This window comes from Amycolatopsis sp. w19 (assembly GCF_051373225.1).
GTDB classification, from domain to species: domain Bacteria; phylum Actinomycetota; class Actinomycetes; order Mycobacteriales; family Pseudonocardiaceae; genus Amycolatopsis; species Amycolatopsis japonica.
Genome location: NZ_JBPQFM010000002.1, coordinates 318,540 through 344,321, shown reverse-complemented (window position 1 = coordinate 344,321; position 25,782 = coordinate 318,540). Strand labels below are relative to the sequence as shown.

At 68.8% G+C, this 25,782-nt stretch carries 31 protein-coding genes and 2 pseudogenes; 15 read left to right on the top strand and 18 right to left on the bottom strand.

The window, feature by feature from the left end; all coding sequences use genetic code 11:
* The first annotated feature begins 124 nt into the window (after positions 1-124).
* Complete coding sequence (locus ACSMFO_RS06125) at positions 125-664, top strand: TetR/AcrR family transcriptional regulator (protein ID WP_436457363.1); 540 nt, start codon at positions 125-127, stop codon at positions 662-664.
* Between the two features lie 120 nt (positions 665-784).
* Here ACSMFO_RS06125 and ACSMFO_RS06120 read toward each other — a convergent pair whose 3' ends face one another.
* Both ACSMFO_RS06120 and ACSMFO_RS06115 read right to left on the bottom strand, forming a co-directional pair.
* On the bottom strand, positions 785-2,347 hold the full coding sequence (locus ACSMFO_RS06120; protein WP_436457631.1) for an amidase: 1,563 nt from the start codon (positions 2,345-2,347) through the stop codon (positions 785-787).
* A gap of 349 nt (positions 2,348-2,696) precedes the next feature.
* Positions 2,697-3,389: an IclR family transcriptional regulator gene (locus ACSMFO_RS06115; RefSeq protein ID WP_436457362.1), complete on the bottom strand. Its 693-nt coding sequence runs from the start codon at positions 3,387-3,389 to the stop codon at positions 2,697-2,699.
* A gap of 229 nt (positions 3,390-3,618) precedes the next feature.
* On the opposite strand from ACSMFO_RS06115, the gene ACSMFO_RS06110 reads away from it, so the two are divergent.
* On the top strand, positions 3,619-5,016 hold the full coding sequence (locus ACSMFO_RS06110; protein WP_436457361.1) for a protein kinase domain-containing protein: 1,398 nt from the start codon (positions 3,619-3,621) through the stop codon (positions 5,014-5,016).
* On the opposite strand, the gene ACSMFO_RS06105 is transcribed toward ACSMFO_RS06110, so the two are convergent.
* The gene (locus tag ACSMFO_RS06105) at positions 4,997-5,854 is read right to left on the bottom strand and encodes an LLM class F420-dependent oxidoreductase (RefSeq protein WP_436457359.1); all 858 of its coding nucleotides are present in this window, start codon (positions 5,852-5,854) and stop codon (positions 4,997-4,999) included. The two genes, ACSMFO_RS06110 and ACSMFO_RS06105, sit on opposite strands and share 20 nt — an antisense overlap.
* Before the next feature lie 26 nt (positions 5,855-5,880).
* Entirely contained in the window at positions 5,881-7,071 is a 1,191-nt protein-coding gene (locus tag ACSMFO_RS06100) for a cytochrome P450 family protein (protein WP_436457357.1), read from the bottom strand.
* A gap of 107 nt (positions 7,072-7,178) precedes the next feature.
* On the opposite strand from ACSMFO_RS06100, the gene ACSMFO_RS06095 reads away from it, so the two are divergent.
* Positions 7,179-8,255 carry a TetR/AcrR family transcriptional regulator gene (locus ACSMFO_RS06095; RefSeq protein ID WP_436457356.1) on the top strand — a complete coding sequence of 359 codons (1,077 nt, stop codon included), beginning with the start codon at positions 7,179-7,181 and terminating at the stop codon, positions 8,253-8,255.
* Here ACSMFO_RS06095 and ACSMFO_RS06090 read toward each other — a convergent pair.
* Complete coding sequence (locus ACSMFO_RS06090; protein ID WP_436457354.1) at positions 8,252-8,776, bottom strand: GNAT family N-acetyltransferase; 525 nt, start codon at positions 8,774-8,776, stop codon at positions 8,252-8,254. The two genes, ACSMFO_RS06095 and ACSMFO_RS06090, sit on opposite strands and share 4 nt — an antisense overlap.
* A gap of 78 nt (positions 8,777-8,854) precedes the next feature.
* Between ACSMFO_RS06090 and ACSMFO_RS06085 the strand changes: the two genes are divergently transcribed.
* The 3 genes from ACSMFO_RS06085 to ACSMFO_RS06075 all read left to right on the top strand — a co-directional run bounded on the left by ACSMFO_RS06085 (position 8,855) and on the right by ACSMFO_RS06075 (position 10,938).
* On the top strand, positions 8,855-9,223 hold the full coding sequence (locus ACSMFO_RS06085) for a winged helix-turn-helix transcriptional regulator (RefSeq protein ID WP_037344271.1): 369 nt from the start codon (positions 8,855-8,857) through the stop codon (positions 9,221-9,223).
* Between the two features lie 321 nt (positions 9,224-9,544).
* Positions 9,545-10,141, top strand: coding sequence for a TetR/AcrR family transcriptional regulator (locus ACSMFO_RS06080; RefSeq protein ID WP_436457352.1), 597 nt, complete (start codon positions 9,545-9,547; stop codon positions 10,139-10,141).
* 35 nt (positions 10,142-10,176) lie between these two features.
* The gene (locus ACSMFO_RS06075; RefSeq protein ID WP_073847113.1) at positions 10,177-10,938 is read left to right on the top strand and encodes a glucose 1-dehydrogenase; all 762 of its coding nucleotides are present in this window, start codon (positions 10,177-10,179) and stop codon (positions 10,936-10,938) included.
* Positions 10,939-10,941: 3 nt separating this feature from the next.
* Here the strand turns inward: ACSMFO_RS06075 and ACSMFO_RS06070 are convergent.
* From ACSMFO_RS06070 to ACSMFO_RS06045, 6 genes and pseudogenes are all read right to left on the bottom strand, one after another.
* Positions 10,942-12,732, bottom strand: a pseudogene (locus tag ACSMFO_RS06070) (thiamine pyrophosphate-requiring protein).
* Between the two features lie 29 nt (positions 12,733-12,761).
* A complete protein-coding gene (locus tag ACSMFO_RS06065; RefSeq protein ID WP_436457351.1) occupies positions 12,762-13,265 on the bottom strand; it encodes a hypothetical protein in 504 nt (167 codons plus the stop codon).
* 11 nt (positions 13,266-13,276) lie between these two features.
* Positions 13,277-14,572, bottom strand: a complete 1,296-nt coding sequence (locus ACSMFO_RS06060; protein WP_436457349.1) for an NAD(P)/FAD-dependent oxidoreductase — start codon at positions 14,570-14,572, stop codon at positions 13,277-13,279.
* A gap of 2 nt (positions 14,573-14,574) precedes the next feature.
* A complete protein-coding gene (locus tag ACSMFO_RS06055; protein WP_007030245.1) occupies positions 14,575-14,841 on the bottom strand; it encodes a DUF4235 domain-containing protein in 267 nt (88 codons plus the stop codon).
* Positions 14,838-15,143 carry a DUF3618 domain-containing protein gene (locus ACSMFO_RS06050; RefSeq protein WP_436457347.1) on the bottom strand — a complete coding sequence of 102 codons (306 nt, stop codon included), beginning with the start codon at positions 15,141-15,143 and terminating at the stop codon, positions 14,838-14,840. The genes ACSMFO_RS06055 and ACSMFO_RS06050 overlap by 4 nt, the downstream gene beginning before the upstream one ends.
* Positions 15,140-15,553, bottom strand: a complete 414-nt coding sequence (locus tag ACSMFO_RS06045; protein WP_436457345.1) for a phage holin family protein — start codon at positions 15,551-15,553, stop codon at positions 15,140-15,142. Before ACSMFO_RS06045 ends, ACSMFO_RS06050 begins: the two co-directional genes overlap by 4 nt.
* A gap of 136 nt (positions 15,554-15,689) precedes the next feature.
* Here ACSMFO_RS06045 and ACSMFO_RS06040 point away from each other — a divergent pair, with 136 nt between their 5' ends.
* From ACSMFO_RS06040 to ACSMFO_RS06030, 3 genes are all read left to right on the top strand, one after another.
* The gene (locus tag ACSMFO_RS06040; RefSeq protein WP_038515258.1) at positions 15,690-16,151 is read left to right on the top strand and encodes an SRPBCC family protein; all 462 of its coding nucleotides are present in this window, start codon (positions 15,690-15,692) and stop codon (positions 16,149-16,151) included.
* A gap of 97 nt (positions 16,152-16,248) precedes the next feature.
* Complete coding sequence (locus tag ACSMFO_RS06035) at positions 16,249-16,713, top strand: hypothetical protein (protein WP_037344284.1); 465 nt, start codon at positions 16,249-16,251, stop codon at positions 16,711-16,713.
* 28 nt (positions 16,714-16,741) lie between these two features.
* Positions 16,742-17,071 (top strand): DUF3140 domain-containing protein, encoded by a 330-nt coding sequence (locus ACSMFO_RS06030; protein ID WP_436457343.1) that lies wholly within the window; start codon positions 16,742-16,744, stop codon positions 17,069-17,071.
* 455 nt (positions 17,072-17,526) lie between these two features.
* Here the strand turns inward: ACSMFO_RS06030 and ACSMFO_RS06025 are convergent, their stop codons facing one another.
* The 3 genes from ACSMFO_RS06025 to ACSMFO_RS06015 form a co-directional block, all read right to left on the bottom strand.
* Positions 17,527-18,315 (bottom strand): SigB/SigF/SigG family RNA polymerase sigma factor, encoded by a 789-nt coding sequence (locus ACSMFO_RS06025; protein ID WP_016333486.1) that lies wholly within the window; start codon positions 18,313-18,315, stop codon positions 17,527-17,529.
* Complete coding sequence (locus ACSMFO_RS06020) at positions 18,312-18,764, bottom strand: anti-sigma factor (RefSeq protein WP_360132336.1); 453 nt, start codon at positions 18,762-18,764, stop codon at positions 18,312-18,314. The genes ACSMFO_RS06025 and ACSMFO_RS06020 overlap by 4 nt, the downstream gene beginning before the upstream one ends.
* Before the next feature lie 64 nt (positions 18,765-18,828).
* Entirely contained in the window at positions 18,829-19,161 is a 333-nt protein-coding gene (locus ACSMFO_RS06015; RefSeq protein WP_436457341.1) for a plasmid stabilization protein, read from the bottom strand.
* A 111-nt stretch (positions 19,162-19,272) separates the two neighbouring features.
* On the opposite strand from ACSMFO_RS06015, the gene ACSMFO_RS06010 reads away from it, so the two are divergent.
* Together ACSMFO_RS06010 and ACSMFO_RS06005 are read left to right on the top strand one after the other, a co-directional pair.
* Entirely contained in the window at positions 19,273-20,235 is a 963-nt protein-coding gene (locus ACSMFO_RS06010; protein ID WP_436457339.1) for a TIGR03557 family F420-dependent LLM class oxidoreductase, read from the top strand.
* A 118-nt stretch (positions 20,236-20,353) separates the two neighbouring features.
* Entirely contained in the window at positions 20,354-20,545 is a 192-nt protein-coding gene (locus ACSMFO_RS06005; RefSeq protein ID WP_073847206.1) for a hypothetical protein, read from the top strand.
* Between the two features lies 1 nt (position 20,546).
* Here the strand turns inward: ACSMFO_RS06005 and ACSMFO_RS06000 are convergent.
* A pseudogene (locus ACSMFO_RS06000) lies at positions 20,547-20,984 on the bottom strand (uracil-DNA glycosylase family protein).
* On the opposite strand from ACSMFO_RS06000, the gene ACSMFO_RS05995 reads away from it, so the two are divergent.
* Positions 20,969-21,751, top strand: coding sequence for a cytochrome P450 (locus ACSMFO_RS05995; RefSeq protein ID WP_436457338.1), 783 nt, complete (start codon positions 20,969-20,971; stop codon positions 21,749-21,751). The pseudogene ACSMFO_RS06000 and the gene ACSMFO_RS05995 overlap by 16 nt on opposite strands.
* On the opposite strand, the gene ACSMFO_RS05990 is transcribed toward ACSMFO_RS05995, so the two are convergent.
* The 3 genes from ACSMFO_RS05990 to ACSMFO_RS05980 form a co-directional block, all read right to left on the bottom strand.
* A complete protein-coding gene (locus ACSMFO_RS05990) occupies positions 21,748-21,960 on the bottom strand; it encodes a helix-turn-helix domain-containing protein (protein WP_436457336.1) in 213 nt (70 codons plus the stop codon). The genes ACSMFO_RS05995 and ACSMFO_RS05990 overlap by 4 nt on opposite strands.
* Positions 21,960-22,439, bottom strand: coding sequence for a DUF2975 domain-containing protein (locus tag ACSMFO_RS05985; protein ID WP_360132348.1), 480 nt, complete (start codon positions 22,437-22,439; stop codon positions 21,960-21,962). The genes ACSMFO_RS05990 and ACSMFO_RS05985 overlap by 1 nt, the downstream gene beginning before the upstream one ends.
* Positions 22,440-22,586: 147 nt before the next feature.
* On the bottom strand, positions 22,587-23,171 hold the full coding sequence (locus ACSMFO_RS05980; RefSeq protein WP_436457334.1) for an N-acetyltransferase family protein: 585 nt from the start codon (positions 23,169-23,171) through the stop codon (positions 22,587-22,589).
* Positions 23,172-23,330: 159 nt separating this feature from the next.
* Between ACSMFO_RS05980 and ACSMFO_RS05975 the strand changes: the two genes are divergently transcribed.
* The 3 genes from ACSMFO_RS05975 to ACSMFO_RS05965 all read left to right on the top strand — a co-directional run bounded on the left by ACSMFO_RS05975 (position 23,331) and on the right by ACSMFO_RS05965 (position 25,743).
* On the top strand, positions 23,331-23,738 hold the full coding sequence (locus ACSMFO_RS05975; protein ID WP_038515242.1) for a VOC family protein: 408 nt from the start codon (positions 23,331-23,333) through the stop codon (positions 23,736-23,738).
* Positions 23,739-23,883: 145 nt separating this feature from the next.
* The gene (locus ACSMFO_RS05970) at positions 23,884-24,231 is read left to right on the top strand and encodes a hypothetical protein (RefSeq protein WP_360097632.1); all 348 of its coding nucleotides are present in this window, start codon (positions 23,884-23,886) and stop codon (positions 24,229-24,231) included.
* A gap of 255 nt (positions 24,232-24,486) precedes the next feature.
* On the top strand, positions 24,487-25,743 hold the full coding sequence (locus tag ACSMFO_RS05965; protein ID WP_436457332.1) for an ATP-grasp domain-containing protein: 1,257 nt from the start codon (positions 24,487-24,489) through the stop codon (positions 25,741-25,743).
* Positions 25,744-25,782: the final 39 nt, after the last annotated feature.

The following is a 25,782-nucleotide window of genomic DNA, read 5'->3' as shown; positions in this document are numbered from 1 at the left end:
CTGATCACGCGAGTCACGCCTCCGCGCACGCCGCGAGCGGCCACCTTCGCGTTCCCGCCAGTTGTCGCGTGTGCACCCGTTAAGGTGAGGCGTTCACGTGGCATCAAGGGCTGGGGGGTCCGCCATGATCAACAAACGTGCCTATCACCACGGGGATCTCCGTCGTGCGCTTGTCCTCGCCGCACGGGAGCTCCTCGTCGAACGAGGTCCGGAGGGGGTGAGTCTGCGCGCGGCGGTCGCGAAAGTGGGTGCGTCCACCGCGGCGCCGTATCGGCATTTCCGCGACAAGGACGCGCTGCTGGTGGCGGTCGCGCTGGAAGGGCATGCCGAGTTGCAGGGGTGCTTGCAGGGTTGCGGCGACGGGACGGTGACCGCGCTCGGGCACTCGTACCTCGGCTTCGCTCTGGAGAATCCCGCGTTGTACCGCTTGATGGCGGGTGCCGGGATCGGTGACCGTGCCGCGTATCCGGAACTGGCGGAGGCGCACCGGGCGACCTGTGCGCTGCTGGCCGATCGGGTGGGGGAGCGGAACGATCCGGGCGGTTTCGCCGTCACGCTCTGGTGCCTGCTCCACGGGCTCGCCACGCTCGTGATCGACGGTCACGTCGAGCGCGATTCCGCCGTGGCGGAGGCCGAGCGCAGTCTGGGGCTCCTTGTTCATTAGGCGACGCGCAACGTATGGATTTCGGGGCGTTGGATGACCAGAAATCCACACAGTCCGCGCGTGACCGGTCGTGAGTGATCCGGGCCGTTCCGACGACCCGGATCACTCACGACCCCGCACTCAGCCGATCGACGGGATGTAGGTCGGCAACCGCCGGACCTTCGTGTCCTGTTCGAAGGCGTACGCGATCGCCAGCAGCGACGGTTCGCTGAACCGCCCGCCCATGATCGACAGTCCCAGCGGCAACGGCCCGGCGTACGCCATCGGAACGGTCATGTTGGCGTAGCCCGAAACGGCCGCCGGGCCGGACGAGTCGATCAGCAGCGCGCCGTCGCCGACGCCGAGTTGCGTCTTCCACGCGGCGTTGTTCGTCGGCGCGACGATCGCGTCGAGTTTCGCACCGCGCAGCGTCTCGTCGAGGCCCCGCCGGGCGGCGCTCGTCGCGGCTTCCCGCATCGCGCGGTACGCCGGATCGTTCAGATCACCGGTGGTGGCCTGTGAGCGGTCCCAGAGGTTGTGGGTCCAGTACGGCATTTCGACCGCCGCGTGGTCCAGGTTGTACTGGATCAGCCCCGCCAGATCGGCGGGATGCTTGCCGCCGGTGGAGGCGAGGTAGGCGTTGATGTCGTGTTTGAACTCGGTCCTGATCGCGGGGAACTCGTTGGCCGCGATGACGTCCAGGTACGGGATGGTGATCTCGACCGTGGTCGCGCCGAGCTTCCGCAGCCTGGTCAACGCCTGCTCGAACGCCGCCTTCGTCGTGTCGTCCGGGGTGTAGACCTCGCGCCAGACGCCTATCCGCTTCCCGTGCAAAGCGTTGGGGCGCAGGAACTTCGTGTAGTCGTCGAGGGACTGCCTCGCGGCGTCGACGGTGATCGGGTCGCGACGGTCGGCGCCGTTGAGCGCCGCGAGCAGGATCGCGGCGTCCACCACGTTGCGCGCCATCGGGCCCGCGGTGTCCTGTTGCTTCGACACCGGCACGATCCCGCTGCGGCTGACGAGCCCGAGGCTCGGCTTGACGCCCACGATGCCGTTGGCGCCGGACGGGCAGCTGATCGAACCGTCCGTTTCGGTCCCGACGGCGACGGTCGCCAGGTGCGCCGCGACGGCGACCCCCGGGCCGGACGACGAACCGCACGGGTTGCGGTCGAGGACATAGGGGTTCGCGGTCTGGCCGGCGAGCGGGCTCCAGCCGTTCGACGAGCTGGTGGAGCGGTAGCTCGACCACTCCGAAAGATTGGCCTTGCCGAGGATGACCGCCCCGGCCTCGCGCAGGTTCTCGACCACGCCGGCGTCACGGTAGGGGCGCGATTCCAGCAGCGCGGTCGAGCCCGCGGTGGTCGGCTGCCGGTCCGCGGTGTCGATGTTGTCCTTGAGCAGCACCGGAATGCCGTCCATAGGGCCCTTCGACCGGTGCCGGTGCCGTCGCACGTCACTCTCCGCGGCGAGCCGCAGCGCGTCCGGGTTGGTGGAGAGCACGGCGTGCAGTGTCGGGTTCAGCTTGCGGATCCGCTGCAGGTAGAAGGCGGTCAGCTCGACCGAGGACAGCCGTCCGGAGCGCATCGCCCGCTGCAGGTCGGGGATCGTCGCCCGCTCCAGGTCGATCCCGGCCACGACGGGACGGCCGGACCGTTCCGCGGCCCACGCCGGGACGGCCGTGGTGACGGACGCAACGGACACCATGACGAGGAACGCCGCCACGGCCGCGCCACGTCTTTTCAAGGAATGTCTTGTCAAGGAATTCCCTCCTTGGTCGAAAGAATTCCTGAACAGTACGTGCGCGGCTCCGTTTCGGAAGTGCCCGGAAAAAGCCGTGAATGGTGATTTAATCGCCGCGCGAACACCTCGTCCGGTAGGCGACCGGTCACGCAAACGGCCTGTGGTGGGCGGGTTTCCTCGATTTCTGCACGGGGTGGCACCGGTCGCGGACACACGGTGAGGCGATTTCCGGGATTTCGTCGGAAATATTCCGCCCGCATTCATGTGGTCGCCCGCTTGCCGCGTTGGTCGGGGATTGTTCGGGGATCGCCGATCATCCGGCGCGGTTTCGCCCGGTGCTTTCGGCGAGCGCGGTACCGAAGGAGCGGGCGCTGCTCGCCAGCGCGGTGACCGCGGAAACCGGGTCGCGGTGGACGGGGAGGACGGCGGCGAGTGCCGCGCCGACCCGGCCGTCCGGGGTCCGGACGGCGACGGCGGCGCAACCGAGTCCCTCGGCGATCGTCTCCGACTCCGCCGCGAACCCGTTCGCGCGGATCTCCAGTGCGTCGGTGTCCGGTTCGGCGAGCGCCGGGTGATGGGCGGCGAGGAGCCGCCCGGCGGCGGTCCCGGGCGGAAGCGGGCTGCCCGGCCACACGGGGACGTCGTCGGCGGGGAGGACCGCCCCGGCCGCGACGAGCGCGCGCCCTTCCCTCGGCACCACGAGCACCAGGCTCGCGCGCATCCGCGCCGAAAGCACCGGCAGCCATTCCTTGGCCAGGTCCCGGAGTTCGGGCTGCCAGCGCCGCCCGAGCCGGAACACCCGCGAACCGATCCGGTAGCCGCGGCCCGCCCGTTCCACCGCGCCCAAGTCGGCCAGCTGGTCCAGAAGCCGGTGCACGGTGGTCTTCGGGAGCCCGGTGGTCCGCACGAGCTGGGTCAGCCCGGCCTGCCCGCCGTGCTCGTCGAGTGCTTCCAGCAACGTGAACGCTCCTTCGAGCACGCCGCGTCCGCCAATGGTCTCCCGCATCGCCGCCCTTTCCCGGAAACAGGCCACACCGGAGAAGTAAAGTGCGCCTCCGGCCTGCCGGGATACGAACTTCCGGGCAGCCGATGGGGCGGGGTTCCGCTGAACGGCCCATTCGCCGACGTGACCGACACCGCGCCGCGAACCACCCTGCCGGGTCCGGCGTCCCGGCGCGTTCCTGGCATGCTGGCAAGGTTCGCGCGAACACCACAGCTCCAGGGGGACGTCGATAATGGAGGAGATCCGCCGCCTCGCCGATCGGTTCGATCTCATCGAGCCCGTCGGCGGTGGCTCCATGGGCACCGTGTGGCGGGCGCGCGACGAGAACCTGGAGCGCACGGTCGCGGTCAAGGAACTCCTTCTGCCGCACGGCGCAGGGGAGGAGAAGGCCGACGAGGCCAAGAACCGCGCGCTGCGCGAGGCCAGGATCGCCGCCCGGCTGGTGCATCCGCACGCCATCACCGTCTTCGGCGTGATCGACGAGCAGGACCGCCCGTGGATCATCATGGAGTACCTGCCCTCCACCAGCCTCGCGGAGAAGCTGCGCGAAGGGCCGATGGAGGTCGACGACGTCATCCGTCTCGGCATCCAGCTCTGCTCGGCGCTGGCGGCCGCGCACCGGGCGGGCATCGTCCACCGCGACATCAAGCCCGGCAACGTCCTGCTGGGTGACGACGACACCGTCAAGATCACCGACTTCGGGATCTCGCGGGCGATGGGCGACGTCCAGCTCACCGCGACCGGCGAGATCTCCGGGACGCCGGCGTTCCTGGCGCCCGAGGTGGCCCGCGGCGAGGACGCCACGTCCGCTTCCGACGTGTTCTCGCTCGGCGCGACGCTGTACACCGCGCTCGAAGGCGGCACGCCGTACGGCACGGCCGAGAATCCGATCGCGTTGCTGTACCGCGCGTCGAGCGGTGAGATCACCCCGCCGACCAGGTCCGGGATCCTGACGCCGCTGCTGAACCGGCTGCTCGACGTCCGGCCGGACAGCAGGCCGACGATGTCGGAGACCGAGCGGGAGTTGCGTGCGCTCGCGGCGGGGGAGCCGACGACGCTCGTCGCGGAGGAGCCGCCGCCGAAGGCGCGCAAGGGAATGCTGATCGGCGTGCTCGCGGTGTTCCTCGTGCTCGCGGCGGCCGCCGCCGCGGCCGTGGTCGTGGTGCTCAACCGCGATGACGATGCCTCGACGGGTCAGGCCCCGCCGCCGGCTTCCCAGTCGCAGTCCGCGGTCCCGACGACTTCGGAGCCGGTCGCGCCGCCGCCTTCGCCGTCCTCAGTGCCGCCTTCGACGCCGCCTCCGTCCTCGTCGTCCTCGGTCGCGCCGCCGCCCGCGCAGACTCCGGGACAGGCGCTCGCGGCCTACTACTCCCTCATCCCGGGGAATCTCCAGGCGGGATTCGCGACGCTCAGCGACAACTTCAAGCAGACCAGGAACCAGAGCTTCGAGCGGTACTCGAACTACTGGCGGCAGTACAGCTCGGTGACCGTGTCGAACGTGACCGAATCCGGCACCACGGTGACGGCGACGCTCACTTACGTCAAGGCGTCGGGCGGGACCACGACGGGGCGGGAGACCTTCGTCCTGGTCCAGAAGGACGGCCGCTACCTCATCGACTCCCAGCACTGAGGCCGAGTTTCCCGGCGAGGCGCTGAAGCCAGGCCTCGACCTCCTCGGGTGCGCGGTCAGGGAGACCGAAGATCGTCTCGGTGACCCCGGCCGCTTCCAGTTCGGCCAGCTTTTCCGGATCCGGGCGGACACCGAGCGCGGAGATCTCCGGCTCTCCGGCGCGGCCCTCTTCGTGCCAGATCTCGCGCAGCCGCCGCGCTTTGTCCTCGATGTCCGTGTCGCCGGGCGTGGTGAGCCATCCGTCGGCGGACTTCGCGATCCAGCGGAACGTCTTCTCCGTCGCGCCCGCGCCGACGATCACCGGGATATGCGCTTGGGCCGGTTTCGGCCACGCCCAGCTGGCTCCGAACGAGACGAACTCGCCCGCGTACGAGGCTTCGTCCTGCGTCCAGAGCGCGCGCATCGCTTCCAGGTACTCGCGCAGCACCGTCCGGCGTTTGCCGCCGGGGACGCCGTGATCGGCCAGTTCGTCGACGTTCCAGCCGAAGCCGACGCCGAGCGTGACCCGCCCGGCCGAGAGGTGGTCGAGGCTGGCGATGGTCTTCGCCAGCGTGATCGGATCGCTCTCGACCGGGAGGGCCACCGCCGTCGCGAGCCGGATCCGCGTGGTCACCGAGGCCGCCGTGGCCAGGGCGACCCACGGGTCCAGCGTGCGCAGGTAGCGGTCGTCGGGGAGTGACGAGTCGCCGGTGCGCGGATGCGGAGCCTCCCGTTTGACCGGGATATGCGTGTGTTCGGGCACGTGGAAGGCGTCGAAGCCCGCCGCTTCGGCCGCCCGCGCGGCCGCCGCCGGACTGATGCCCCGGTCACTGGTGAACAGCACGATCCCGTATCTCACAGGCGGTCACGCTATTAGAACGTGTTTCAATTTGCAACCGTGGCATGCAGCGTGACCGGCAGCGCGTTCAGCCGCCAGGTGCCCGGGTCCGGGATCCGCAGGAGCCCGTCGGCGAGCGCGAGATCGGGGAACCGGCGCAGCAGAGCGGTGAGTGCGACCTCGACCTGAACCCTGGCCAGTGAAGCGCCGAGGCAGAAGTGCGGCCCGTGGGCGAAGGCGAGATGCCATGCCGGTCCCGCCGCGCGCCGGATGTCGAAGACGTCCGGGTCGGGGAACGCCCTCGGGTCCCGGTTCGCCGCGGCGATCGCGACGGTAACAGGTTCTCCTTCGGGGATGAGGACGTCGCCGATCCGGACGTCCGTGGTGGCGAACCGGGGGAGGGTCAGCAACTGCGGGCTCTGCCAGCGCATCACCTCCTCGACCGCGCCGGGCATGAGCGCCGGATCGTCACGGAGTTCGGCCAGCTGTTCGGGGTGGGAAAGCAGGGTTTCGACCGCGTTGGCGATGAGATTGCCGGGCACCTGGCCGCCCAGTACGAGTTGCCAGACCAGTGCGACCAGTTCGGTTTCGCTCAGCCTGTCGCCGTCTTCGGCCTGGATCCTCAGCAGTTGCGAGAGGACGTCCTCGGCCGGTTCGAGCTTCCGCTTCGCGATGGCGGCGAGTGCGCCCTCGACGATCCCGGGGACCGCTTTCGCGAGCCCTGCCCCGTCGCCGGCCGACACCAGGGCGCCGTATTCGCGCCAACGCGGACGGTCGGCTTCGGGGATGCCGACCAGTGCGCAGATCACGTCCACCGGCAGCGGGCGTGCGAACGCGGTGACCAGGTCGATCCGGTCTTCTCCGGCGAGTTCGTCGAGGAGGGTGTCCACGAGCCGTCCCATCCCCTCGCGGAGCGCCGCGGCCTTGCGTGGGGTGAACGCGGGGGCGACCAGCCGTCGGAGCCGCAGGTGTTCCGGGCCCTCGACCTCCTGCATCGTCCGCATGTACGGGCGGCAGTGGTCGGGGATGTCCATGCGCTGATAGCTGTTCGGGCTCAGGGCGAAACGCGGGTCGCTCAGCATCTTCCGTGCTTCTTCGTGGCGCAGGACCGCCCACATCGAGAACCCCGGCGCGGAGAGTTTGGCGATCGGGGAGCGCTCGCGGACGGGGCCGTAGGCGGTGAACGGGTCGCGCAGGACCTCGGGGTCGGTCAGCAGGATCTCGGGAACTTCGGACAAGGCGGCTCTCCCAGTCTGGATGTTCAAATCAGATGTTCTCATCATCTGAATGGTCAAGGTATCTTGATCCGGGTTCGAGAGCAATCGTGCTGGCTGACGGGAGGCCGATGGTCCGGCTTAGCAGGGCGGAGACGCAGGAGCGCAATCGCGCGAAGGTGCTGGCCGCCGCGCGCGACGAGTTCGCGGAGCAAGGCTTCCGCGACGCCAAGATCGACGTCATCGCCGAACGGGCGGAACTCACCCGCGGGGCGGTGTACTCGAACTTCCCGGGGAAACGAGCGCTGTACTTCGCCGTCCTCGCCGAGCTGGCCGAACGATCCGCTGGCGCGCCGCACTCCGTGCCCGGCGAGACGCTCGAAGGTGCGCTGGGCGCGCTGGCCAGGGCTCGGGTGGCGGCGCTTCCCCTGGACGACGATCAGGCGGGTCTGGCCCGCGACCTGATGCCCGAGGTCCTCGCGGACGAGCACGTCCGGCGCCCGTTCGCCCAGCTGGTGAAGCTCAACGGGCTCCTGCTCGGGCTCGCGCTGGAGCGCCTCGACCCGCCGGAGCGGACAGCGGGATCGCCGATCCCGCGCCGGGTCCGGCTCGCGGAGACCGTGCTGACCACGCTGCACGGCGCCGGCCAGCTGGCGGCCACCGCGCCGGGGCTCGTCGAGCCCTTCGATGTCGTGAGCGCGTGCGAACGGCTGGCGGGGCTGGCCTTCAACGACTGGTGGGCGCCGCCGGTGATCGCGCCCACGGCGCAGGCCGCCGACCGGCCGTGGTCACCGCCCGGTGCCGTCGACCTCGTCCGCGCCGAATCCTTCGTCCCCGGCGACGGCGTGGTCGTCGTCCTGGGTACTCACCGGCTGGCCGCGGCGGAAGAGGCCGTCCGGGCCTCTGGCGGCGAGGTCACCGTCGTCGCCGTGACGAGTGACCCCGACGAGCTGGTGCCGCTGACCCGGCTGAGCATCGCGGAAGTGTGCGGCGGCCTGCGGCAGGCCTTCCCGGAATCGTCGTGGCCGGGGGTGCGCGTGGTGTGCGACGCGACGGGAACACTGGCGGCCGCGGCGGGGGTGCTGGCGGTCAGCGACGAGACCGAGGCCGCGATCCGGGTCGAACGGGGCCGCATCGTCGCCACGGCGGACGGGCGCGGTGCGGGGCACGCGGTCTCGGGCGAAGTGTCCCGTGTGGACAGTGTCTAGATCGTGTCGGTGTGCCGGATCCGGTACACCTGCAGGCGAAGCCCGTAGTACTTGTCGGTTTCCCCGACCCAGACCATGCCGAGCCGTTTCGCGGTCGCGATGGCACGCGTGTTGTTCGGGCGGGCGACGGCGAAGAGTTCGTCCGTGTCCTGGGTGAACGCCCAGCCGATCAGCGCGCGGGCGGCCTCGGAGGCGTAGCCCTCGCCCCAGGCGTCCGGGTGCAGCTGCCAGCTGATCTCAAGGTCCTCTTCGAACGGTGGCAGCAGATGGATGCCCAGCCCGCCGACGACCACGCCGTCTTCCTTGCGCTGCACCGCCCATCTTCCGCGCGGCGGCACGAGATTCGGCTGCGCCTGCTGCCAGGCCTGCAGAACCGAACGCATGGCCGCCGCGTCGGTCACCCGGTCCATCGCCGGGGTGAGCCAACGGGTCACGTCGGTGGTGCCGTAGATCGCCAGCGCGGCTTCGGCGTCGTCCTCGGACCAATCACGGACGACGAGCCTTTCGGTGGTCAAGTCCATAACAGAACGTTACGCGCACAGGTGGGGTCACGGGGTGTCCGGATCATGACAACTCGGCAACCCGCGTACCTTGGCCTCATGCGCGCCGACGCCTCGACCACACCCGACCAGGCCTGCCCGATCGCCCCGGTGGTCGACCTCGTCTTCAGCCGCTGGACCACGCCGATCCTGTGGGCGCTCAACGAATTCGGCAGGCAGCGGTTCGTCGAACTCGAGCGGCGCATCGGCACGATCACGCCGAAGGTGCTGACGCAACGGCTGCGGCAACTGGAACGCGACGGTCTGATCACCCGGACCTATCACGCCGAGGTGCCGCCCCGGGTCGAGTACGAGATCAGCGACCTCGGGCGGAGCCTGGCGCCGCTGTTCGCGACTCTTGCCGACTGGTCGACGGAGAACCTGCCGAAGGTGGAAGAGGCGCGGTCGGCTTACGACGCCGGTAGTTGAGCGGCTTCCCGCGGGCTCGGCTTCGAGGTCGGCGCGAAGGTTGCGAAAGCCACTTTCGCAACCTTCAACGTTGCGAAAGTGGCTTTCGCAACGCGTCCCGTCCGGGGGCCCTTGAAAGACGCGCGAAGGACAGCCCAGGCCTCGTGAGTGGTGAGGACGGTTCAGGCAAAGGTGTCGAGCTTGTCAGCGCGCTGAAGGGGCTTTCGCTGCGTCTCCGGGCGGTTTCGCGTGACCACAGGAACGACACACGTGATCAGGCGGACGACTCGTGGCGAACTCGCTTATTTGACCGATCGGTCCAGATGTGGTTAAGCTCCTGTCATGTCCCGGGTGAAGGAATTCGACGTCGACGCGGCCTGCGAAGCCGCACTGGAGCTGTTCTGGCGGCAAGGCTATGAAGCCACCTCCGTCACTGACCTGGTCGCCGAGCTCGGCATCGGCAAGGCGAGTCTGTACGCGACCTTCGGCACCAAACACGAGCTGTACCTGACGGCCTTGAATCGCTACATCGCCCGGGGCAACGAGCGGTTCGTCGAGGACTTCGCCGGGCCGGGGCCGGCGCTGGCGGGAGTGCGACGGCTCATCGACCGCTATCTCGCCGAAATCCTGGGCGAATCGGGTCGCAAAGGCTGTTTCGTGGTCAATGCCGCCATGGAGATGATGCCCAAGGATCCCGAGGTCGTGCGGGTGATCGAGCGCAGCTGGGACGCGCTCGAACTGGCGGTGCGGATGGCGTTGAGCCGCGCGAAGTCGCAGGGCGAACTCCACGCCTCCGCCGACCCGGAAGAACTGGCCGGCTTCCTGCTCACCGTCCTGCAGGGCATGCGGGTGCTGAGCAAGGGGCCGGATCCCGCGGCGCGGGCCAAGGCGACGGCGAGGCAGGCCATCGCGGTTCTCGAAGCCGCTCGCAAACACTGATAATGGAACGATCGGACCAGAAAGTGGTAACCACTGTGGGGAAGCGATTCAACGGCAAGGTCGTCCTGGTCACCGGCGGAGGATCCGGGATCGGGCGCGCCACGGCGGCGGCCTTCGCGCGCGAAGGCGCTCAGGTCGTCGTTTCCGGGCGAGACGGCGAGAAGCTGCGTCAGACCGTGAAGGAGATCGAGGCGGACGGCGGAACGGCCGACGCGGTGACCGCGGACGTGAGTGTCGGCTCCGAGGTCGAGCGTCTCGTGGCCGAGACCGTGCGGAGGCACGGCAAACTCGACATCGCGTTCAACAACGCCGGCGTCCTCGGCAGCCCCGCGCCGACGGCGGATCTCGACGAAGACGGCTTCGACGCCGTCGTGCGGACGAATCTCACAGGCACCTGGCTGTCCATGAAGCACGAGATCGCCCAGATGCGTAAGGGCGGCGGGGGAGCCATCGTCAACATGTCGTCCAACGTCGGCTCGCACCACCGTCTACCGGGCATGGCCGCGTACGCCGCGTCGAAGGCCGCCGTGGACGTGCTGACCCGGACCGCCGCCCGCGACCATATCGCCGAGGGCATCCGGATCAACGCGGTCAGCCCCGGCGCCACCGACACCGGTATGTCTTTCCGGCCCGGCGAGTCCGAGGCCGACCGCGCCGCCCGGCTCGGCGCGGTCATCCCGCTCGGCCGGATCGGCGCGGTCGAGGAGATCGCCGCGGCGGTCCTCTGGCTGGCTTCCGACGAGTCCGCGTACGTCGTGGGGCACGACATCGTCCTCGACGGCGGCGCCAGCGCGTGAACCTCAGCGGCGCGAGGGCAGCAGTTCCTGCATCTTCGTCTTGATGCCCTGCGTCAGCAGGTGCCAGGCATCGGGTTCGCCCTTGAGGACGGCTTCGGTCATCGACTTCACCTGCTCGAAGGTGGCGTGCGGCGGAATCGGCGGCACCTCGGGATCGCAGCGGACGTCGAGCACGGTCGGCACGTCGGTCGACAGCGCGACGTCCCACGCCTCGCCGAGCCGGGCGGGATCGTCGACGGCGATCCCGCCCAGGCCGATCTCCAGCGCGAAGTCCGAATAGGACACTTCCGGCAAGGTCTGCGACGGCTCGAACTTCGGCGCGCCGCCCATGGCGCGCAGTTCCCAGGTGACCTGGTTCAGATCACCGTTGTGGAACACGCAGATGACGCACCGCGGATCCGTCCACAGTTCGCGGTACCGGGCGATGGTCAGCAGTTCCGCCATCCCGTTCATCTGCATCGCGCCGTCGCCGACCAGCGCGATCACCGGCCGGTCGGGATGGGCGAACTTCGCGCCGATCGCGTAGGGGACACCGGAACCCATCGTCGCGAGTGTGCCGGACAGCGTGCCCCGCATGCGGCCGCGCATCCGGAGGTTCCTGGCGTACCAGTTGGTGGCCGAACCGGAGTCGGCGGTGACGATGGCGTCCTCGGGGATCCGCTCGGAAAGTTCGTGCACGATCCGCATCGGGTTGACCGGTTCCGCCTCCAGCATCGCCTGCCGGGTCAGCGTCTCCTGCCATTCGCCGACGTTCTTCTCGATCCGCTCGCGCCAGCCGCGCTCGGTTTTCCCTTGCAGCAACGGGATCAGCCGCTGCAAGGTGCCTTTCGCGTCGCCAAGCAGGTTGACCTCGGTCGGGTAGCGCAGCCCGAGGAACCGGGGATCGATGTCGATCTGGACGGCCCGCGCCTGGCCGAATTCCGGCAGGAACTGCGCGTACGGCAGGTTCGAGCCGACGATCAGGAGCGTGTCGCAGTCCCGCATCATCTCGTACGTCGGCCGTGTGCCGAGCAGCCCGATGGAGCCGGTGACGTAGGGCAGGTCGTCGGGCAGGACATCCTTGCCCAGCAACGCTTTCGCCACTCCGGCGCCGGTGAGCCCGGCCACCTCGCGTACCTCGGTGACGGCGTTGCGCGCGCCCTGCCCGAGCAGGATCGCGACCTTATCGCCCGCGTTCAGCACCTCGGCCGCGCGGGCGACCTCGTCCGACGGCGGGATGACACTGGCCCGCGGGTGATCGGGCGGGGAGGACGGCACGTGCTTGAACTCGTGCTGCGGCGGTTGATAGGTCTCCTCCTGCAGATCCGCCGGGATGATCAGCGCCGTGGGCGCGCGCTGGGCGATGGCCGTGCGGAGGGCGCGGTCGAGGGCGTTCGGCAGTTGCTCGGGGACGTTCACCTCGACGAGGTATTCGCTCGCGACGTCCTTGAACAGCGCCTGCAGGTCCACCTCCTGCTGGTAGCTGCCGCCCATCGCGCTGCGCGCGGTCTGCCCGACGATCGCCACCACCGGCACGTGGTCGAGTTTGGCGTCTTAGAGGCCGTTGAGCAGGTGGATCGCCCCGGGGCCGGACGTCGCCATGCAGACACCGGGCCGCCCGCTCAGCTTCGCGTATCCGACGGCGGCGAACGCCGCCATCTCCTCGTGGCGCGTCTGCACGAAACGTGGCTTGTTCTCCGCCGTGCCGAACGCGGTCACCAGCCCGTTGATACCGTCGCCGGGATAGGCGAAGACCTGCTCCACGTCCCATTCGCGCAGCCTGGTCAGAACATGGTCCGCAACGGTTTCGCTCATGGGCGCCGGATACCGCCCCGTCCCGGCGGCTAAACGTCCTCGAGGATCTTGGTGACCCCCGCGACGACGTCGGGATGCCCGAGCGGCAGCGGCGGCGGGATCCGGTTGTACGGCTCGCCGGTGCTGTGGGGCAGCACGTCCACCGCGGTCCCGCCGGAGCGCACCCGTTCGGCCAGTTCGGAGGATTCGTCCGGTACCGGGTCGACCAGCAGGACATGGGACGCGGCGCCGGGATGGCGTTCGGCCAGCCGCAGCGCGTCCGCGGCCGAGTCGCCGGCGGCCACCACGTCGATCGGCGGGCCGCCGGGTTCCGCGTCGCCGAGGACGTCTTCGGCCTGGCTGAGCGCGCCGTCGACGGGCAGCCTGCACCAGATGACCTGACGCCGGGCCGCGAGCGGCCGCCACGTGGCCGGGAGTTCACCGTGCTTCCCCTCGCCCGCGGGGTCGAGGACCAGCAGTTTGGCCGCTTCGTCACCGCCCTCGGTGACCACGGAGGGTCCTTCGGCGCGGACGGGATCGGATTCGGCGGTCATGGGCGTCTCCTCTAGCAGTTCGTGCGGGGGAGTTCGGGGGAATCCGTGTCCAGCGGCACCGAACCCGATCGGACCAGTCCTAATTGGACGGTCTGCCGTTTCGTCACCGCGTCCAAGGCCCAGTCGGTGGCGGTCCGCAGCCGGTTGCCCGGCATGGCCAGCAGGTGGTAGCCGCGGGTGACCGCCTTCGCGGCGAGCCCGGAAAGCGGGATGTGCAAGGGATTCGCGGCCGCCTGGTGGGCGCCGAGGTCGACGACGAAGCCGAGGTCGTGGTGCCGGTAGGTACCGTGCGACCCGTGTCCGAGTGACGCCGCCACGTTCTTGCCGGCGAGCTTGCCCTGCCGTTCGGCGTGCTGGGCCGTCATCGGCGTGTACTCGCCGGGCCTGGTCAGGTCGGGTACGGCCGCCGCGTCCCCGCACGCGTAGACGTCGCGCCGCCCGGGGACGTTCAGCTGCGCCGTCACGACCAGCCTGCCCTTGGCGGTCTTCAGCCCCAGATCCGCGATGAGCGGATCCGGCCGGACGCCGACGCACCACACCAGGGTGTGGGTCGGCACGGATTCACCGGAGGTCAGGGTGACCCCGTCTTGCCCGGCGTCCTCGATCGACGTCTTCATCAGCACCTCGACACCGCGTGCGCGCAACACCTCGTCCGCGGTGGTGCCGAGCCGCCGGTCGAGTTCCGGCAGGACCCGGACGGCCAGATCCAGCAGCAGCCACCGGATCTTCTGATCCTTCAGTTCGGGGTGCCGGGCGGCGAGCGCGGCGGTGAACGCCGGCCCCTGCGCGGCGACCTCGGTCCCGGTGTACCCGGCGCCGACCACGACGAACGTGCAGCGCGCGTCGCGCTCGGCCGGATCCTTCGCGGAAGCGGCGAGCTCTATCTGCCGGGTGACGTGGTCCCGCAGGTACAGGGCTTCGGGCAGGCCACGGAAACCGTGGGCGTATTCCGGCACGCCGGGGATCGGCAGCAGTTTGTTGACACTCCCCGCGGCGAGCACCAGGCGGTCGTAGCCGAGGTGGTGTTCGCGGTCTTCCGGGTCGGTGTAGGCCACGGTGCGGCCCTCGAAGTCGACGGAGGTCGCCGTGCCGAGCACGAGGCGCACCCCGCGCAGCGTGCCCGGGATGGACACCGAGATCCGCCGCGGTTCCAAGATCCCGGCGGCGACTTCGGGGAGCAAGGGGAGATAGAGGAAGTAGTCGGTCGGGTTCAGCACCACGATCTCGGTGTCGTCGCCGACCGATTTGAGCAGGGTCTTCGCCGCGTTGTACCCGGCGAAACCGCCTCCGATGATCACGACGCGCATCGTCAGTCCTCCGTGGGCCAGTCGCCGGTCGCCTTGCGGTAGCCGACCGCGCCCGCCCGTTCGGTGGCGGCCTTCACCGCACCGAAGATCGCGCCCTGCGCGGCGGCCGCGACGATCACCTGGGTCCAAGTGAAGTCCCGGTCCGTGGCGTTCGGCGCGTCTTCCTCACCGCTCACGCGTTTCCAGATCTGTTTGAACGCGATCCCGGCGAGGACACCGCCCGCGGCGCTCACGACCATGTTCAGCGGTTTGTAGAGAACCTTGTTCACGACGAAGACCTCTTTCGCAGGATCAGCCGGATCGTGACGAGCAACGCGAGCACGCCGGCGAAGATCGGCAGGGGATTGGCACGGACGATTTCGGTGCCCTGGCGGAACTTGTCGGCCGCGGGCTCGGAAACCTTGTCGGAGATCTTCGCGCTGGCTTGATCGACCTTCGCGTCGAGGGTGTCGTTCACCCTCGTTTTGACGTCCATCTTCTTGCCCAGCGCGTCGAGGGTCTCGGTGAGTTCTTCGCGCGTCACGTCACGATCGGCGCGGGCTTCTTCGGCGTTCTTGGGGAAATCGCTCATGAGCGGACTCCTTGCTTGACGGTGTCGACATCGGCGCGGACACCCTCGATGGCTTCTTCCGGCACCGGCGGGGTCGCGCTCGTGACCTCCTTCTTGCCGACGAGCGCGGAAAGACCGCCGATCAGCAGAAGCGCCGCGCCCGTCACCACGGCCGCCAGCCACGCGGGCATGACCAGGGCGAGGGCCAGCACCACGGCGGTGATCAGCGTCGCCAGGCCGAAGAGCGCGAAAATGCCCGCCGCGCCGAACAATCCGGCGCCGACCCCCATTTTCTTGCCCTTGCCCTGCAACTCGAACACGGCGAGCCGCATCTCGTCGCGGACCAGGTGTTTGACCTCGTCACCGAGATCGGAAACCAGCTCGCCGACCGACCTTTCCTCGGGCGGCTTCCGGTGGGTCTCTTCGATCATGGGGCACCTCCTCGGAGCGTTCTGCCCGCCGGGTACCCGGCCGCCCGGCGGGTCAATCACAGCGTGTTTCGCTCCACTGAGCGCCGGGTAGCCGGGGAGTGCCGGCTCGAAAAGCACCCAACCGACAGGAGGATGCATGAGCACGATCACCGAAATGGTGGACGTCGAAGTCCCGGTGAAGACCGCGTACAACCAGTGGACTCAGTTCGAGAGCTTCCCGCAGTTCATGGAAGGTGTCGAAGAGATCCGTCAGATCGACGCGACCCACACCCACTGGGTGACCAAATTCGGTGGGGTGAGCCGGGAATTCGACGCGACGATCACCGAACAACATCCCGACGAACGTGTCGCGTGGACCTCGGACTCCGGTCCCGACCACGCGGGCGTCATCACCTTCCATCGCCTCGACGACAACAAGACCCGTGTCACGGCGCAGATGGAGATCGACCCGGAAGGCTTCGCCGAGAACGTCGCCGACAAACTCGGCGTACTCGACCGCCGCATCAAGGGCGACATGAAGCGGTTCAAGGACTTCATCGAAAGCCGCGGCCGCGAGTCGGGCGCGTGGCGCGGTGACGTGGACCGCCCCGGCAGCTGACCATCACCCGGGACCTCCCCCTGGAAAACGGCGTTTTCCAGGGGGAGGTCCCGGGTATCTCATGGGGTGAGGTCCATTACGAAGGGAGCGTTCCGGCATGACTACCAACGCATACGTGGCCTTCCTCGTCATCGGGGTGGCGCTGGTCATGCTCGACGGTCTGATCATCTACCAGAGCGGTAAGCGCTACCTGCGGGGTTCCCACGGGGATCCGGCCGCGGGCGCGTCCATGACCTGGCTCGTGACGGTGTTGTTCCACCTCGCGACGTTGGGTGTCTTGGCGCTGCTGTCGACCATCGACATCGGGGGCAGCGACCTGCCCGGTGTGGTGGGCAGGCTCGGTGTCCTGCTGCTGGTACTGGCCATCGCCCACGCGATCACGCTCAGCGTGCTCTCGCGGATCCGTGGTGAGCAGGAGGCCGAAGCGGTCATCAACCGTCCCCGGCAGCGCGTCGAGCCCGAACAGCAGGGCACGACCGTGACGCCGGTGCCCGGGCAGGACGGCCGTTACCCGGCGGCGAGCCCGTCGATCGAACACCAGGCGCCGTACACGACGCCGTAGAAGTCGAGTGCTGGCAGGAGGTTTCGCCGTGCACGAGATCGATGACGAACTGTGGGAAGAATTCCATCGCGTGGTCAACATGACCTCGCGGGAACTGGTCGACTGGCTGCGTACGCGGTCGGCCGACGACGAAGACGAAGTACTGCCGGACCAGGCGGGGACGCCGACCGGGCGGCATGTGCTGGGCATCCTCGGCAAGCGCCGGACCGACCTCACCGCCGAGGACGAGCGGGTGATGCGCTCGGTCGTCCGCCGGGTGACGGACGAACGGCGCGACGACCTGGAACCGGTCGCGGGCCAGGCGCACTGGCGGCACAAGCTGATGTCAGTGGGGCACGATCCGCTGAAACCCGCGTAGGTCTTTTCCCGTGAAGGCCCCCTTCACTGCGCTGGACGCAGTGAAGGGGGTCGGCAAAGTCGGTGGATGACAGGAGGTTCACCTGTTTCCGTCCACAAAGGACGCCACCGGGCGGATAAATGTCCGTTTGATTCGTATTTGTACGGTTTCTGAGTGGGGTCGTGAGTGGCGATTGTCGTTAGAACGACCAAAAACACTCACGACCACCCCGGAAAACGCCCAAATCGGGGCAGGACCGCCTTGGCGGTGTCCCCTGTGGACGGTCGAGCGATGTGTGGGGATCAGCGTGACGAGCTTCCCTTGGTCACCGCTTGACCAGCGCTTATGCGACTTTGCCGGGGCCTGGCGCTGGACGCGGTGAAGGGGCCTTCACGTGTGCTTGGAGCCGGAACACACGTGATTGGGGGCGGAACTCGCTGTTTCCGCCCCCAATCACGAGCGATCGTCGTTCCGCGCTACTCCGAGAGCTTGCCGCGCAGCTGTTCCAGCGTCTGCGACAGGAGCCGCGAAACGTGCATCTGCGAGATGCCGATGCGTTCCGCGATCTGCGTCTGGGTGTAGCCACCGAAGAACCGCATGACGAGGATCGCGCGTTCGCGCTTCGGGAGTTCCCGCAGCAGCGGTTGCAGCGCCTCGTGGGTCTCCACCAACGCCATCTCGTGGTCCTCCTCGCCGATCGTGTCGGCGAGCGAGAGGGCCTCGGTGGCGTTGTCGTGGACCGGTTTGTCGACCGACAACGTCTGGTACGCCTGGCCGGCCAGCAGTCCTTCGCGGACGTCGTTGACCTCGAGCCCGAGGTATTCGGCGAGTTCGGTCGGCGTCGGCGCGCGGCCGAGCCGCTGCGACAGCGCCGCCGTGCCCTGGCTGAGCGAGACGTGGAGTTCCTTGAGCCGCCGCGGTACCCGGACCGACCAGCCGGTGTCCCGGAAGTGACGCCGGACCTCACCCATCACCGTGGGCACGGCGAACGAGAGGAAGTCGTGCCCACGGCCGGGATCGAACCGGTCGACCGCGTTGATCAGACCGATCCGCGCCACCTGCACCAGATCCTCGCGGGGTTCGCCCCGGCCGGAGAACCGGGTGGCGATGTGCTCGGCGAGCGGCAGGAGCTCGGTGACGAGCCGGGCACGCAGATCTTGGCGGCGCGGAGAGTCCTCCGGCAGCGACGACAACTCCTCGAAGAGGGGTTCGCAGTGGGCGTAGTCGTCCGCCTGCCGGGTGAGTGTCTTGCGCTCGCCACTCACCCGTCGCTCGTTCCCGGGGCCAGGACGAGCTCGATCGTCGTCGTGCCCCCCAGTTCGCCGGGGATCGGTTCGCAGCGCGCGGTCACCGACCCGGTCAAGGTCGTCAAGACGTGCCAGCCGAAGGTCGTCTCGCTCGGCAGGTAGGGCTTGCTCGTCCGCGTCGAGATGGAGACGGCGATTCCTTCCGGTATCTCGTGAAAGACGCAACAAAGAACGGCTCCCAGTTCCGCGGGCTGGACAAGTTGGGAACAGGCTTCGTCGACGGCCATCTTCGCGTCTGAAATGGCGTCCAAGCCGAAGTCCGCACGGGCCACCACACCGTGGGTGAGCGTGCGGACGAGAGGGATCTGCTCCGCCTCGGCGGGCAGTCGGAGTTCGACCCGGTCGGACTGACCGTTCGACTGTGGCCTGGTCTGCGGGGTCAGTCCGCCCCGCCCATATGCGTCCATTATGAAATCCATCCGTCCTTGGCCGTGGGATGACCGCGACGGGGATCCGCCGCGTGACGCGTGCTCAACGGCCCAGAGCTCGTTGGAGCTCCTTTTTGGACATCTTCGACCTGCCCTTGACGTTGCGCTGCTTCGCTTCGTTGTAGAGCTGGTCCTTCGTCGGCCCGTTCGGGCCCAGCCGGTTGCCGGACCGCTTGCCACCTCGCCGCTGCGGTGACATGTCCTCCAGGGACGTCCGGCCGGCCTCGCGTGACTCGCCCGCCTGCGCGCGGTTCTTGTTGACCGTCCGCGCGGCGATCTCCTCGGCCCGGCCGGTGCTCGCGCCCCGGTCCTTCACCGAATCCTTGATGTGCTCGTACTGACGTTCTCGTTTGTCGCTCCAAGCCTGCTGGGGCATCGCGGCTCCTCTCCTTCTGCGGATCAGGTACCCCGTTCGATTCGCTGGATAAACGTCCGGTTGATACCGGGAACGGGCGGGTACGCGGTGGTCGACGCGAAGGAGGCTTCGATGCGCATCGGCTACACACTCATGACCGAACAGGCCGGACCGAAGGACCTGGTGGGACACGCCGCCGGAGGCGAGAAGGCGGGGTTCGACTTCGAGGTGATGAGCGACCACTATTCGCCGTGGCTCGACGAGCAGGGGCATTCGCCGTACGCGTGGAGCGTGCTGGGAGCGGTCACCCAGAGCACCGAACGGGTCGAACTGATGACCTTCGTGACCTGCCCGACCATGCGCTATCACCCGGCGGTGGTGGCGCAGAAGGCGGCGACCGTCCAGGCGTTGTCGGACGGCCGGTTCACCCTCGGGCTCGGCGCGGGGGAGAACCTCAACGAGCACGTCGTCGGCCGCGGCTGGCCACCGGCGAACGTCCGCCACGAGATGCTGGGCGAAGCGGTCCAGATCATCGGCGGGCTCTTCGACGGCGGCTACTTCAACTACAAGGGTGACCACTTCCGGGTGAACTCGGCGAAACTCTGGGACCTGCCCGAGCAGCGCGTCCCGCTCGCGGTCGCGGTGTCCGGGTCGCAGTCGGTGACCCGGTTCGCGCCGATCGCGGACGCGATGATCGCGGTGGAGCCGGACGAATCCCTGAGCCGGGAGTGGGACGCCACCAAAGTCGGCCCGCCCACCAGGAAGATCGCGCAGCTGCCGGTGTCCTGGGGCGAGGATCGCGACGCCGCGATCCAGCGGGCGCACGAGCAGTTCCGCTGGTTCGGCGGTGGGTGGAAGGTCAACGCCGAACTGCCGGGGCCCGCAGGATTCGCCGGGGCCACCCAGTTCGTCACGCCGGACGACGTCGCCGCGGCGATCCCGTGCGGGCCCGACGTGGACGGGATCGTGAAGCGGGCGGGTGAATTCGAGGCGGCGGGGTTCACCGATCTGGCGTTGATCCAGATCGGCGGCGACCAGCAAGAAGGCTTCCTGCGCTTCGCCGAAGACACCCTGCTCCCGGCGCTGCGGAGCTGATTCACACGGACGGAGCAGTCGCTCTGTGTCTCTGCGCACCCGAACGGGGACACCTGTGTTCAAACCCGCGAACGCGGGTACCAAGCAGTCACGTCATCCTTCAGCCAAGGGGGAACCGATGCACAACGAACTAGGACTTCATCCGGTGCCGGACCTGCTGCCGGAAGGCCAGGACACACCGGAGCAGGAGGCCATCCGTCGGAGGGCGGCCCTCGCCGTGGCTTCGCGGGCCAAGAGCCCCGAAGACTGTGCGACCCTGCTGGACATGCTCGGCCTGCACGACAGCGGCAGCAGCTCCGAAGTGGCTTGATTCAGCGGTCGCGCAGGACCGCGGACGGATGCACCGTGGCGACCGCGGTGGTGGCGAACTCGGGGAGGTCGATCCGCTCGCCGCGGCTGCGCGTGATGCGGAAGTCGTCGCCCAGCAGCGCCTTCGCCGCCGTCGCGCCGAGGGAGATCAGCAGCTCCGGGTGGATCGCCGCCAGTTCGGCGTGCAGCCACGGACGGCAGGCGACGATCTCGGTCTTCGACGGAGTCTTGTGGATCCGCCGCTTGCCGCGTTCGTCGCGGTCGAACTTGAAGTGCTTGACCGCGTTGGTGACGTAGACCTTCCGGCGGTCGAAACCCGCCCCGCGGGTCCCACGAACGGGGCGCCCTGCCGATCCTCCTGGTCACCCGGTTGTTCGCCGACCACCATGACCCAGGTCGGCGGTCTCGGGCGGATCCGCCCTGGGTGCCTTGGTCGCCACGGAGGCCGGATGCCCCGCCCGGCCGTGGGACAAACCGATTACGCGCGCGCCGGAAAGACGGGAACTGGGCGTACGCGCACCCTCGGCGCGACCGGCTCCACGACCAGTTCCGCACCCGGCTCGTCGGCCATCTCGAACGGGCGGAGCCGGGCAGCCTCGCCGAAGCCATCGCGGCGGCGGGCCCGGCGGGCGAACGGACGATGGAGGTCGTCGCCGACCAGGTCGCCCACTGGCTCTTCGCGTTCGACGCCGCCGGGATCGTCACCTTCCGCGCGCTCGCGCTGCTGGCCACCCACCCGGCTGCCCGGGAACGCGCCGACGACGAGGTCGCGGACGCCGGCCTGACCGTGCCCGGTCAGTTCCCGTACCTGCGCGCCTGCGTCCTCGAATCGGTCCGGCTGTGGCCGACCACCCCCGCACTGCTGCGCGAGAGCACGGCCGAGACGGCGTGGGGACCCGCCGGGACCACGGTGCTGATCTTCACCCCGTTCTTCCACCGCGATCCCGAATCGCTGCCCTGCGCCGACCGGTTCGAACCCGGGATCTGGCTGGACGGCAGCGCGGCGGCGAATCCCGCGCTGGTCCCGTTCAGTGCCGGTCCCGCCATCTGCCCCGGCCGGGATCTGGTGCTGTTCTGCGCGAGCACGATGCTGGCGTGGCTGATCAAGGATCGCCGTTTCGAACTGACCTCCGGTGCCGTCCTCGGACCGGAGCGGCCGTTGCCGGCGACGCTGGACAACTTCCACCTGAAGTTCTCGGCGGCCTAAGACTCGTCTGGGACCCACTCGAGCAGGTCACCGGGCTGGCATTCGAGCACCCGGCACATCGCTTCGAGCGTGCTGAACCGGACGGCCTTGGCACGGCCGTTCTTCAGCACCGCGACGTTCGCCGGGGTGAGCCCGACGAGTTCGGCGAACTCGCCGACGCTCAGCTTGCGCTTGGCCAGTTCGACGTCGATGCGGACGACGATCGGCATCAGATCACCTGTTCGAGGTCGGAGCGCAGGGTGGTGGCCTGCCGCAGCAGCGTACGCATCACGATCATGAGCAAGCCCAGCACGGCGACGCCGATCAACGCCAGGAACAACAGCAGCGGCAGGCCGGGGTCGTCGGCGTTGAAGCCGACGTAGAGGAACACGCCCGCCAGCACGACCCAGCCCGCGAGGATCGCCCAGACGATGGCGTCCACCCAGCGCAAGGACGCCTCGGTGAAGATGCGGTCCTTCTTGACCAGGGAGAGCAGTTGCCAGGTGGCGACGACCACGACCTGGACGCACAGCACCCAGAAGACGGAGACCGCCGTCGCGGGCCAGCGCAGGTACGCCATTTCCGGATCCTGCCGTGCCATGTGCGCGAACTGGCCCGGCAGGGACATGGTCTGGAAGAGGACCAGGATCCCGAAGAGCAGCACGAGGAACACCCGGAGGGGCGCGACCGCCCGTTGACCTGTGATCATGCATCGAGTTTCGCGCGTTATCTATCGAAAGTCAATCGTTAGTTATCGGAGAGCGGTCGACTGTGAGGGTCGGAACCGCGGTGGGCTGAAGGCGCCCTTCGCCGCGTCCGATGCGGTGAAGGGCCCCTTCGCTCGTGGAGGCGCCGCTCAAGAGCGCAGGTCCAGCCGCATCAGCCAGCGCGGCTTCCGGTCCGACCGCGCCTTGGTCTCTTCGACGAGCTCGAACCCCGCGGCCGCGAACAGTCCGATGGTCCCCACGTGCGCCGCGGAGGAGTTGATCCGCCCTTCGCCGGGATCGACGGGATAGCCCTCGATGACCGGGGCGCCGTGCGAACGCGCGTACGAGACGGCCCCGTCCAGCAGTGCGTGCGCCACACCCTTCCGGCGATGACCGGAGCGGACGACGAAACAGACGACCGTCCACGCCGGGACGTCGTCGATCGGCGGCATCGTGCGGGAACGCGTCATCCGGTGCAGGTGCGCGCGCGGGCCGACGCCGCACCAGCCGACCGGGGTGGCGCCGTCGTAGGCGAGCACGCCGGGCGCCGGGTCCGCCGCGCACAGGGCGCGGACGTGTTCGGCGCGTTCGTCGCCGCGCAACCGGCTGTAGTCCGCGGGTTTCGCGCGGTAGGCGAGACACCAGCAGGCGCGGTCGTTCCCGTTCGGATTGAGGATGGTCGCGACGTCGCCGAACCGGTCGGCCGTCGCGGGGTGGATCCGGAACGCGGGCATGTGCCGACATTAAAGCGGCATTCGGGAAATCGCTCACGAATTCGGTGAACGGCGTTGAATTTTCGTTGCGCGAAGGATTCACCCGGCCGTAGTCCAGCCGTTGTCGCGTCGGGAGGCGTCTGCCAGGATGCTCGTGACCCGACCAGAAGGAGCGTTCCAGTGGCTTCTCGTCTCAATCCCTACATCAGCTTCGCCGGCGACGCCCGGCAGGCCATGGAGTTCTACAAGTCGGTGTTCGGCGGCGAACTGACGCTGAATACGTTCGGTGAGTCCGGTATGGCGGGAACGCCGGCGGAGGATCAGATCATGCACAGCCAGCTCGATTCCCCGAGCGGCTACACGATCATGGCGTCGGACACGCCGCCGGGAATGGAGCACAAACCGGGCACCAACCTGTCGGTCAGCCTCAGCGGCGACGACGGTGAGGAATTGCGCGGATACTGGGAGAAACTCTCCGCCGAAGGTACCGTTTCGGTTCCCTTCGAAAAGCAGATGTGGGGTGACGAATTCGGTGCCTGCACCGACAAGTTCGGCATCTCGTGGATGGTGAACGTCATACAATCCTAGGGCCTTCCGGCCCTGCCCGGTCCGTGCCGAAGCGCCCGACTTCCGGGGACTTGCGGCTCCGATCGCGCGAAACCCGTTATGTCACCGGTGAAACCGCCGTTCTCCCTCGCGTGAGGATTCGGCGGTTCCACCGGGAGGCAAGAGGATGAACAGGATGGTCGCGGCACTGCTGGTATCGGCGGGTGCCGTCGCGGCACTGGGCGGGTGCGGGACGACGACGGCCGGGACACCGGTCACCGTGGTGCGGGAGATCGTGCCGCCGCCCGCCACGACCACCGCCGTCGTCGCGCCGCCCGCCACCTCGGTGGTCGTGGTCGAGCCGCCGGTGACGGTCACCCGGGCGCCTTCGCTCACGTCGTGCCAGCGCCTGTTCGCCGACGGAGTCTCCTACACGTACGCGTACAACGCCTGGGTGAACGCGGGGCGCCCGCTGAGCTGGGACGCCGACCGTGACGGGTACCCGTGCGAGCAGTCGTACGGCAACCGGAACTAAGCCGGCCGGAACCGCACGTCGATCAACCCCAAGGCGAGCAACTGGCGGCCGATGTCCGGGGAGAACACTCCGAGGTTCTTCCCGTCCGCGGTCCGCGGGTTCGAGCATCACGGCCTCCTGACGGTTCATTCCTCGTAGCACCCGCGCCCTCACCACGCATCTCGTTGATTGTTCTTCCCGAATCAAGGGTTCCGGTCAACCCGCCCCCGGGATGTAGTAGCCCGCGACGAAGTGACGGGCTGGTGGGGAGAGGGAATGAGCTCAGCGGAGGGTGTTGTCCTGGTGATCGGCTGCGGGATGCGGCCGTACCGGGAGTACCTGTTGGCGTCGGCCGGGCACCGGCATCCCTTGTGGTTGTTCAACGGGACCGAACCGACCTGGCAGGAGCGCTACATCACCGGCGCGACCGTGCTGGACACGCAGGACCAGGACGCCGTGCTGGCCGCGGCCCGCGCGCTCCACGCCACCACGCCGGTGCTCGGCGTGGTGTGCTGGGACGAGGCGCTGATCGTGGCGGCGGCGCATGTCGCGGACGAACTCGGCGTCCCGGGCGCCGGGGTCTCCGCGATCGAAGGCTGCCGTGACAAGTGGTTCAGCCGGCGGACGCTCACCGCGGCCGGTGTCGCGCAGCCCGATTTCGGGTTCGTGCACGACGACGACCAGGCGGTCCGCGTGGCGGAGCGGATCGGGTATCCGGTCGTCGTCAAACCGCGCGGCGGCGGGGCCAGCATCGGCGTCAGTCTCGCGGAAGACGCCGAGGCGGTGCGGAAGGCGTTCCGGACCGCGGAGGACGCCAGCTTCAACGGCTCTCCCGCCTACAAGGGCGGGGCGCTGGTCGAGGAGTACCTGAGCGGCCCGGAGATCAGTGTGGACGGCGCCGTCGTCGACGGCGAGTACACGCCGATGTTCGTGGCGCGCAAGACGGTCGGCATGCATCCGTACTTCGAGGAGCTCGGCCATCTGGTCAGTTCCGCGGACGAACTGCTCGCCGACCCGGCCCTGCGCTCGACGCTGGCCCGCGCGCACGGCGCGATCGACTTCCGGTACGGCATCACCCACACCGAGCTCAAGCTCACCGAACGCGGGCCGGTGATCGTGGAGATCAACGGCAGGCTAGGCGGCGACCTGATCCCGTTGCTCGCCAAGTTCGCGACCGGGATCGACCCCGGCGCGGCCGCGGTCGACGTCGCGCTCGGCATGCGCCCCCACATCCCGCACGAGGCCGAGCCCCGGTGGGTCGGCGTCCGGTTCGGCTACCCGAAACAGGACTGTGTCGTCGAGTCCGTGTCCGTGCCGGATTCCTTGCGGAACAACGGGATCCTCGCCGCGGACAGGCTCGTCGAGCCGGGTTCGCGCCTGCGGCTGCCGCCGGCGGAGTTCATCTCGCGCCACGCGTACGTGATCTGCGCGGGCGTCGATCCCGACGACTGCGAGGCGGTGCTGGACAAGGCCATGGCCCAGGTCCGGTTGACCGCGCACCCCCTGCTGCCCTCGGTGGCCGCCGGTGGCTGACCGCGCACCGGAACCACAGAACACCTTCCCAGCACTCAC

Coding starts and splice junctions, on each gene's coding strand:
- ACSMFO_RS06115 (WP_436457362.1), bottom strand. CDS start 3,389: ATGCGGGAGACCATTGGCGGACGCGGCGTGCTCGAAGGAGCGTTCACG.
- ACSMFO_RS06035 (WP_037344284.1), top strand. CDS start 16,249: ATGACTACCAACGCATACGTGGCCTTCCTCGTCATCGGGGTGGCGCTG.
- ACSMFO_RS06005 (WP_073847206.1), top strand. CDS start 20,354: ATGCACAACGAACTAGGACTTCATCCGGTGCCGGACCTGCTGCCGGAA.
- ACSMFO_RS06090 (WP_436457354.1), bottom strand. CDS start 8,776: ATGGACTTGACCACCGAAAGGCTCGTCGTCCGTGATTGGTCCGAGGAC.
- ACSMFO_RS05970 (WP_360097632.1), top strand. CDS start 23,884: ATGAACAGGATGGTCGCGGCACTGCTGGTATCGGCGGGTGCCGTCGCG.
- ACSMFO_RS05990 (WP_436457336.1), bottom strand. CDS start 21,960: ATGCCGATCGTCGTCCGCATCGACGTCGAACTGGCCAAGCGCAAGCTG.
- ACSMFO_RS06010 (WP_436457339.1), top strand. CDS start 19,273: ATGCGCATCGGCTACACACTCATGACCGAACAGGCCGGACCGAAGGAC.
- ACSMFO_RS06040 (WP_038515258.1), top strand. CDS start 15,690: ATGAGCACGATCACCGAAATGGTGGACGTCGAAGTCCCGGTGAAGACC.
- ACSMFO_RS06060 (WP_436457349.1), bottom strand. CDS start 14,572: ATGCGCGTCGTGATCATCGGAGGCGGTTTCGCCGGGTACAACGCGGCG.
- ACSMFO_RS05965 (WP_436457332.1), top strand. CDS start 24,487: ATGAGCTCAGCGGAGGGTGTTGTCCTGGTGATCGGCTGCGGGATGCGG.
- ACSMFO_RS06120 (WP_436457631.1), bottom strand. CDS start 2,347: ATGGTGTCCGTTGCGTCCGTCACCACGGCCGTCCCGGCGTGGGCCGCG.
- ACSMFO_RS06125 (WP_436457363.1), top strand. CDS start 125: ATGATCAACAAACGTGCCTATCACCACGGGGATCTCCGTCGTGCGCTT.
- ACSMFO_RS06110 (WP_436457361.1), top strand. CDS start 3,619: ATGGAGGAGATCCGCCGCCTCGCCGATCGGTTCGATCTCATCGAGCCC.
- ACSMFO_RS06045 (WP_436457345.1), bottom strand. CDS start 15,553: ATGATCGAAGAGACCCACCGGAAGCCGCCCGAGGAAAGGTCGGTCGGC.
- ACSMFO_RS06050 (WP_436457347.1), bottom strand. CDS start 15,143: ATGAGCGATTTCCCCAAGAACGCCGAAGAAGCCCGCGCCGATCGTGAC.
- ACSMFO_RS06080 (WP_436457352.1), top strand. CDS start 9,545: ATGTCCCGGGTGAAGGAATTCGACGTCGACGCGGCCTGCGAAGCCGCA.
- ACSMFO_RS06015 (WP_436457341.1), bottom strand. CDS start 19,161: ATGCCCCAGCAGGCTTGGAGCGACAAACGAGAACGTCAGTACGAGCAC.
- ACSMFO_RS05980 (WP_436457334.1), bottom strand. CDS start 23,171: ATGCCCGCGTTCCGGATCCACCCCGCGACGGCCGACCGGTTCGGCGAC.
- ACSMFO_RS05985 (WP_360132348.1), bottom strand. CDS start 22,439: ATGATCACAGGTCAACGGGCGGTCGCGCCCCTCCGGGTGTTCCTCGTG.
- ACSMFO_RS06065 (WP_436457351.1), bottom strand. CDS start 13,265: ATGACCGCCGAATCCGATCCCGTCCGCGCCGAAGGACCCTCCGTGGTC.
- ACSMFO_RS06020 (WP_360132336.1), bottom strand. CDS start 18,764: ATGGACGCATATGGGCGGGGCGGACTGACCCCGCAGACCAGGCCACAG.
- ACSMFO_RS06095 (WP_436457356.1), top strand. CDS start 7,179: ATGGTCCGGCTTAGCAGGGCGGAGACGCAGGAGCGCAATCGCGCGAAG.
- ACSMFO_RS06085 (WP_037344271.1), top strand. CDS start 8,855: ATGCGCGCCGACGCCTCGACCACACCCGACCAGGCCTGCCCGATCGCC.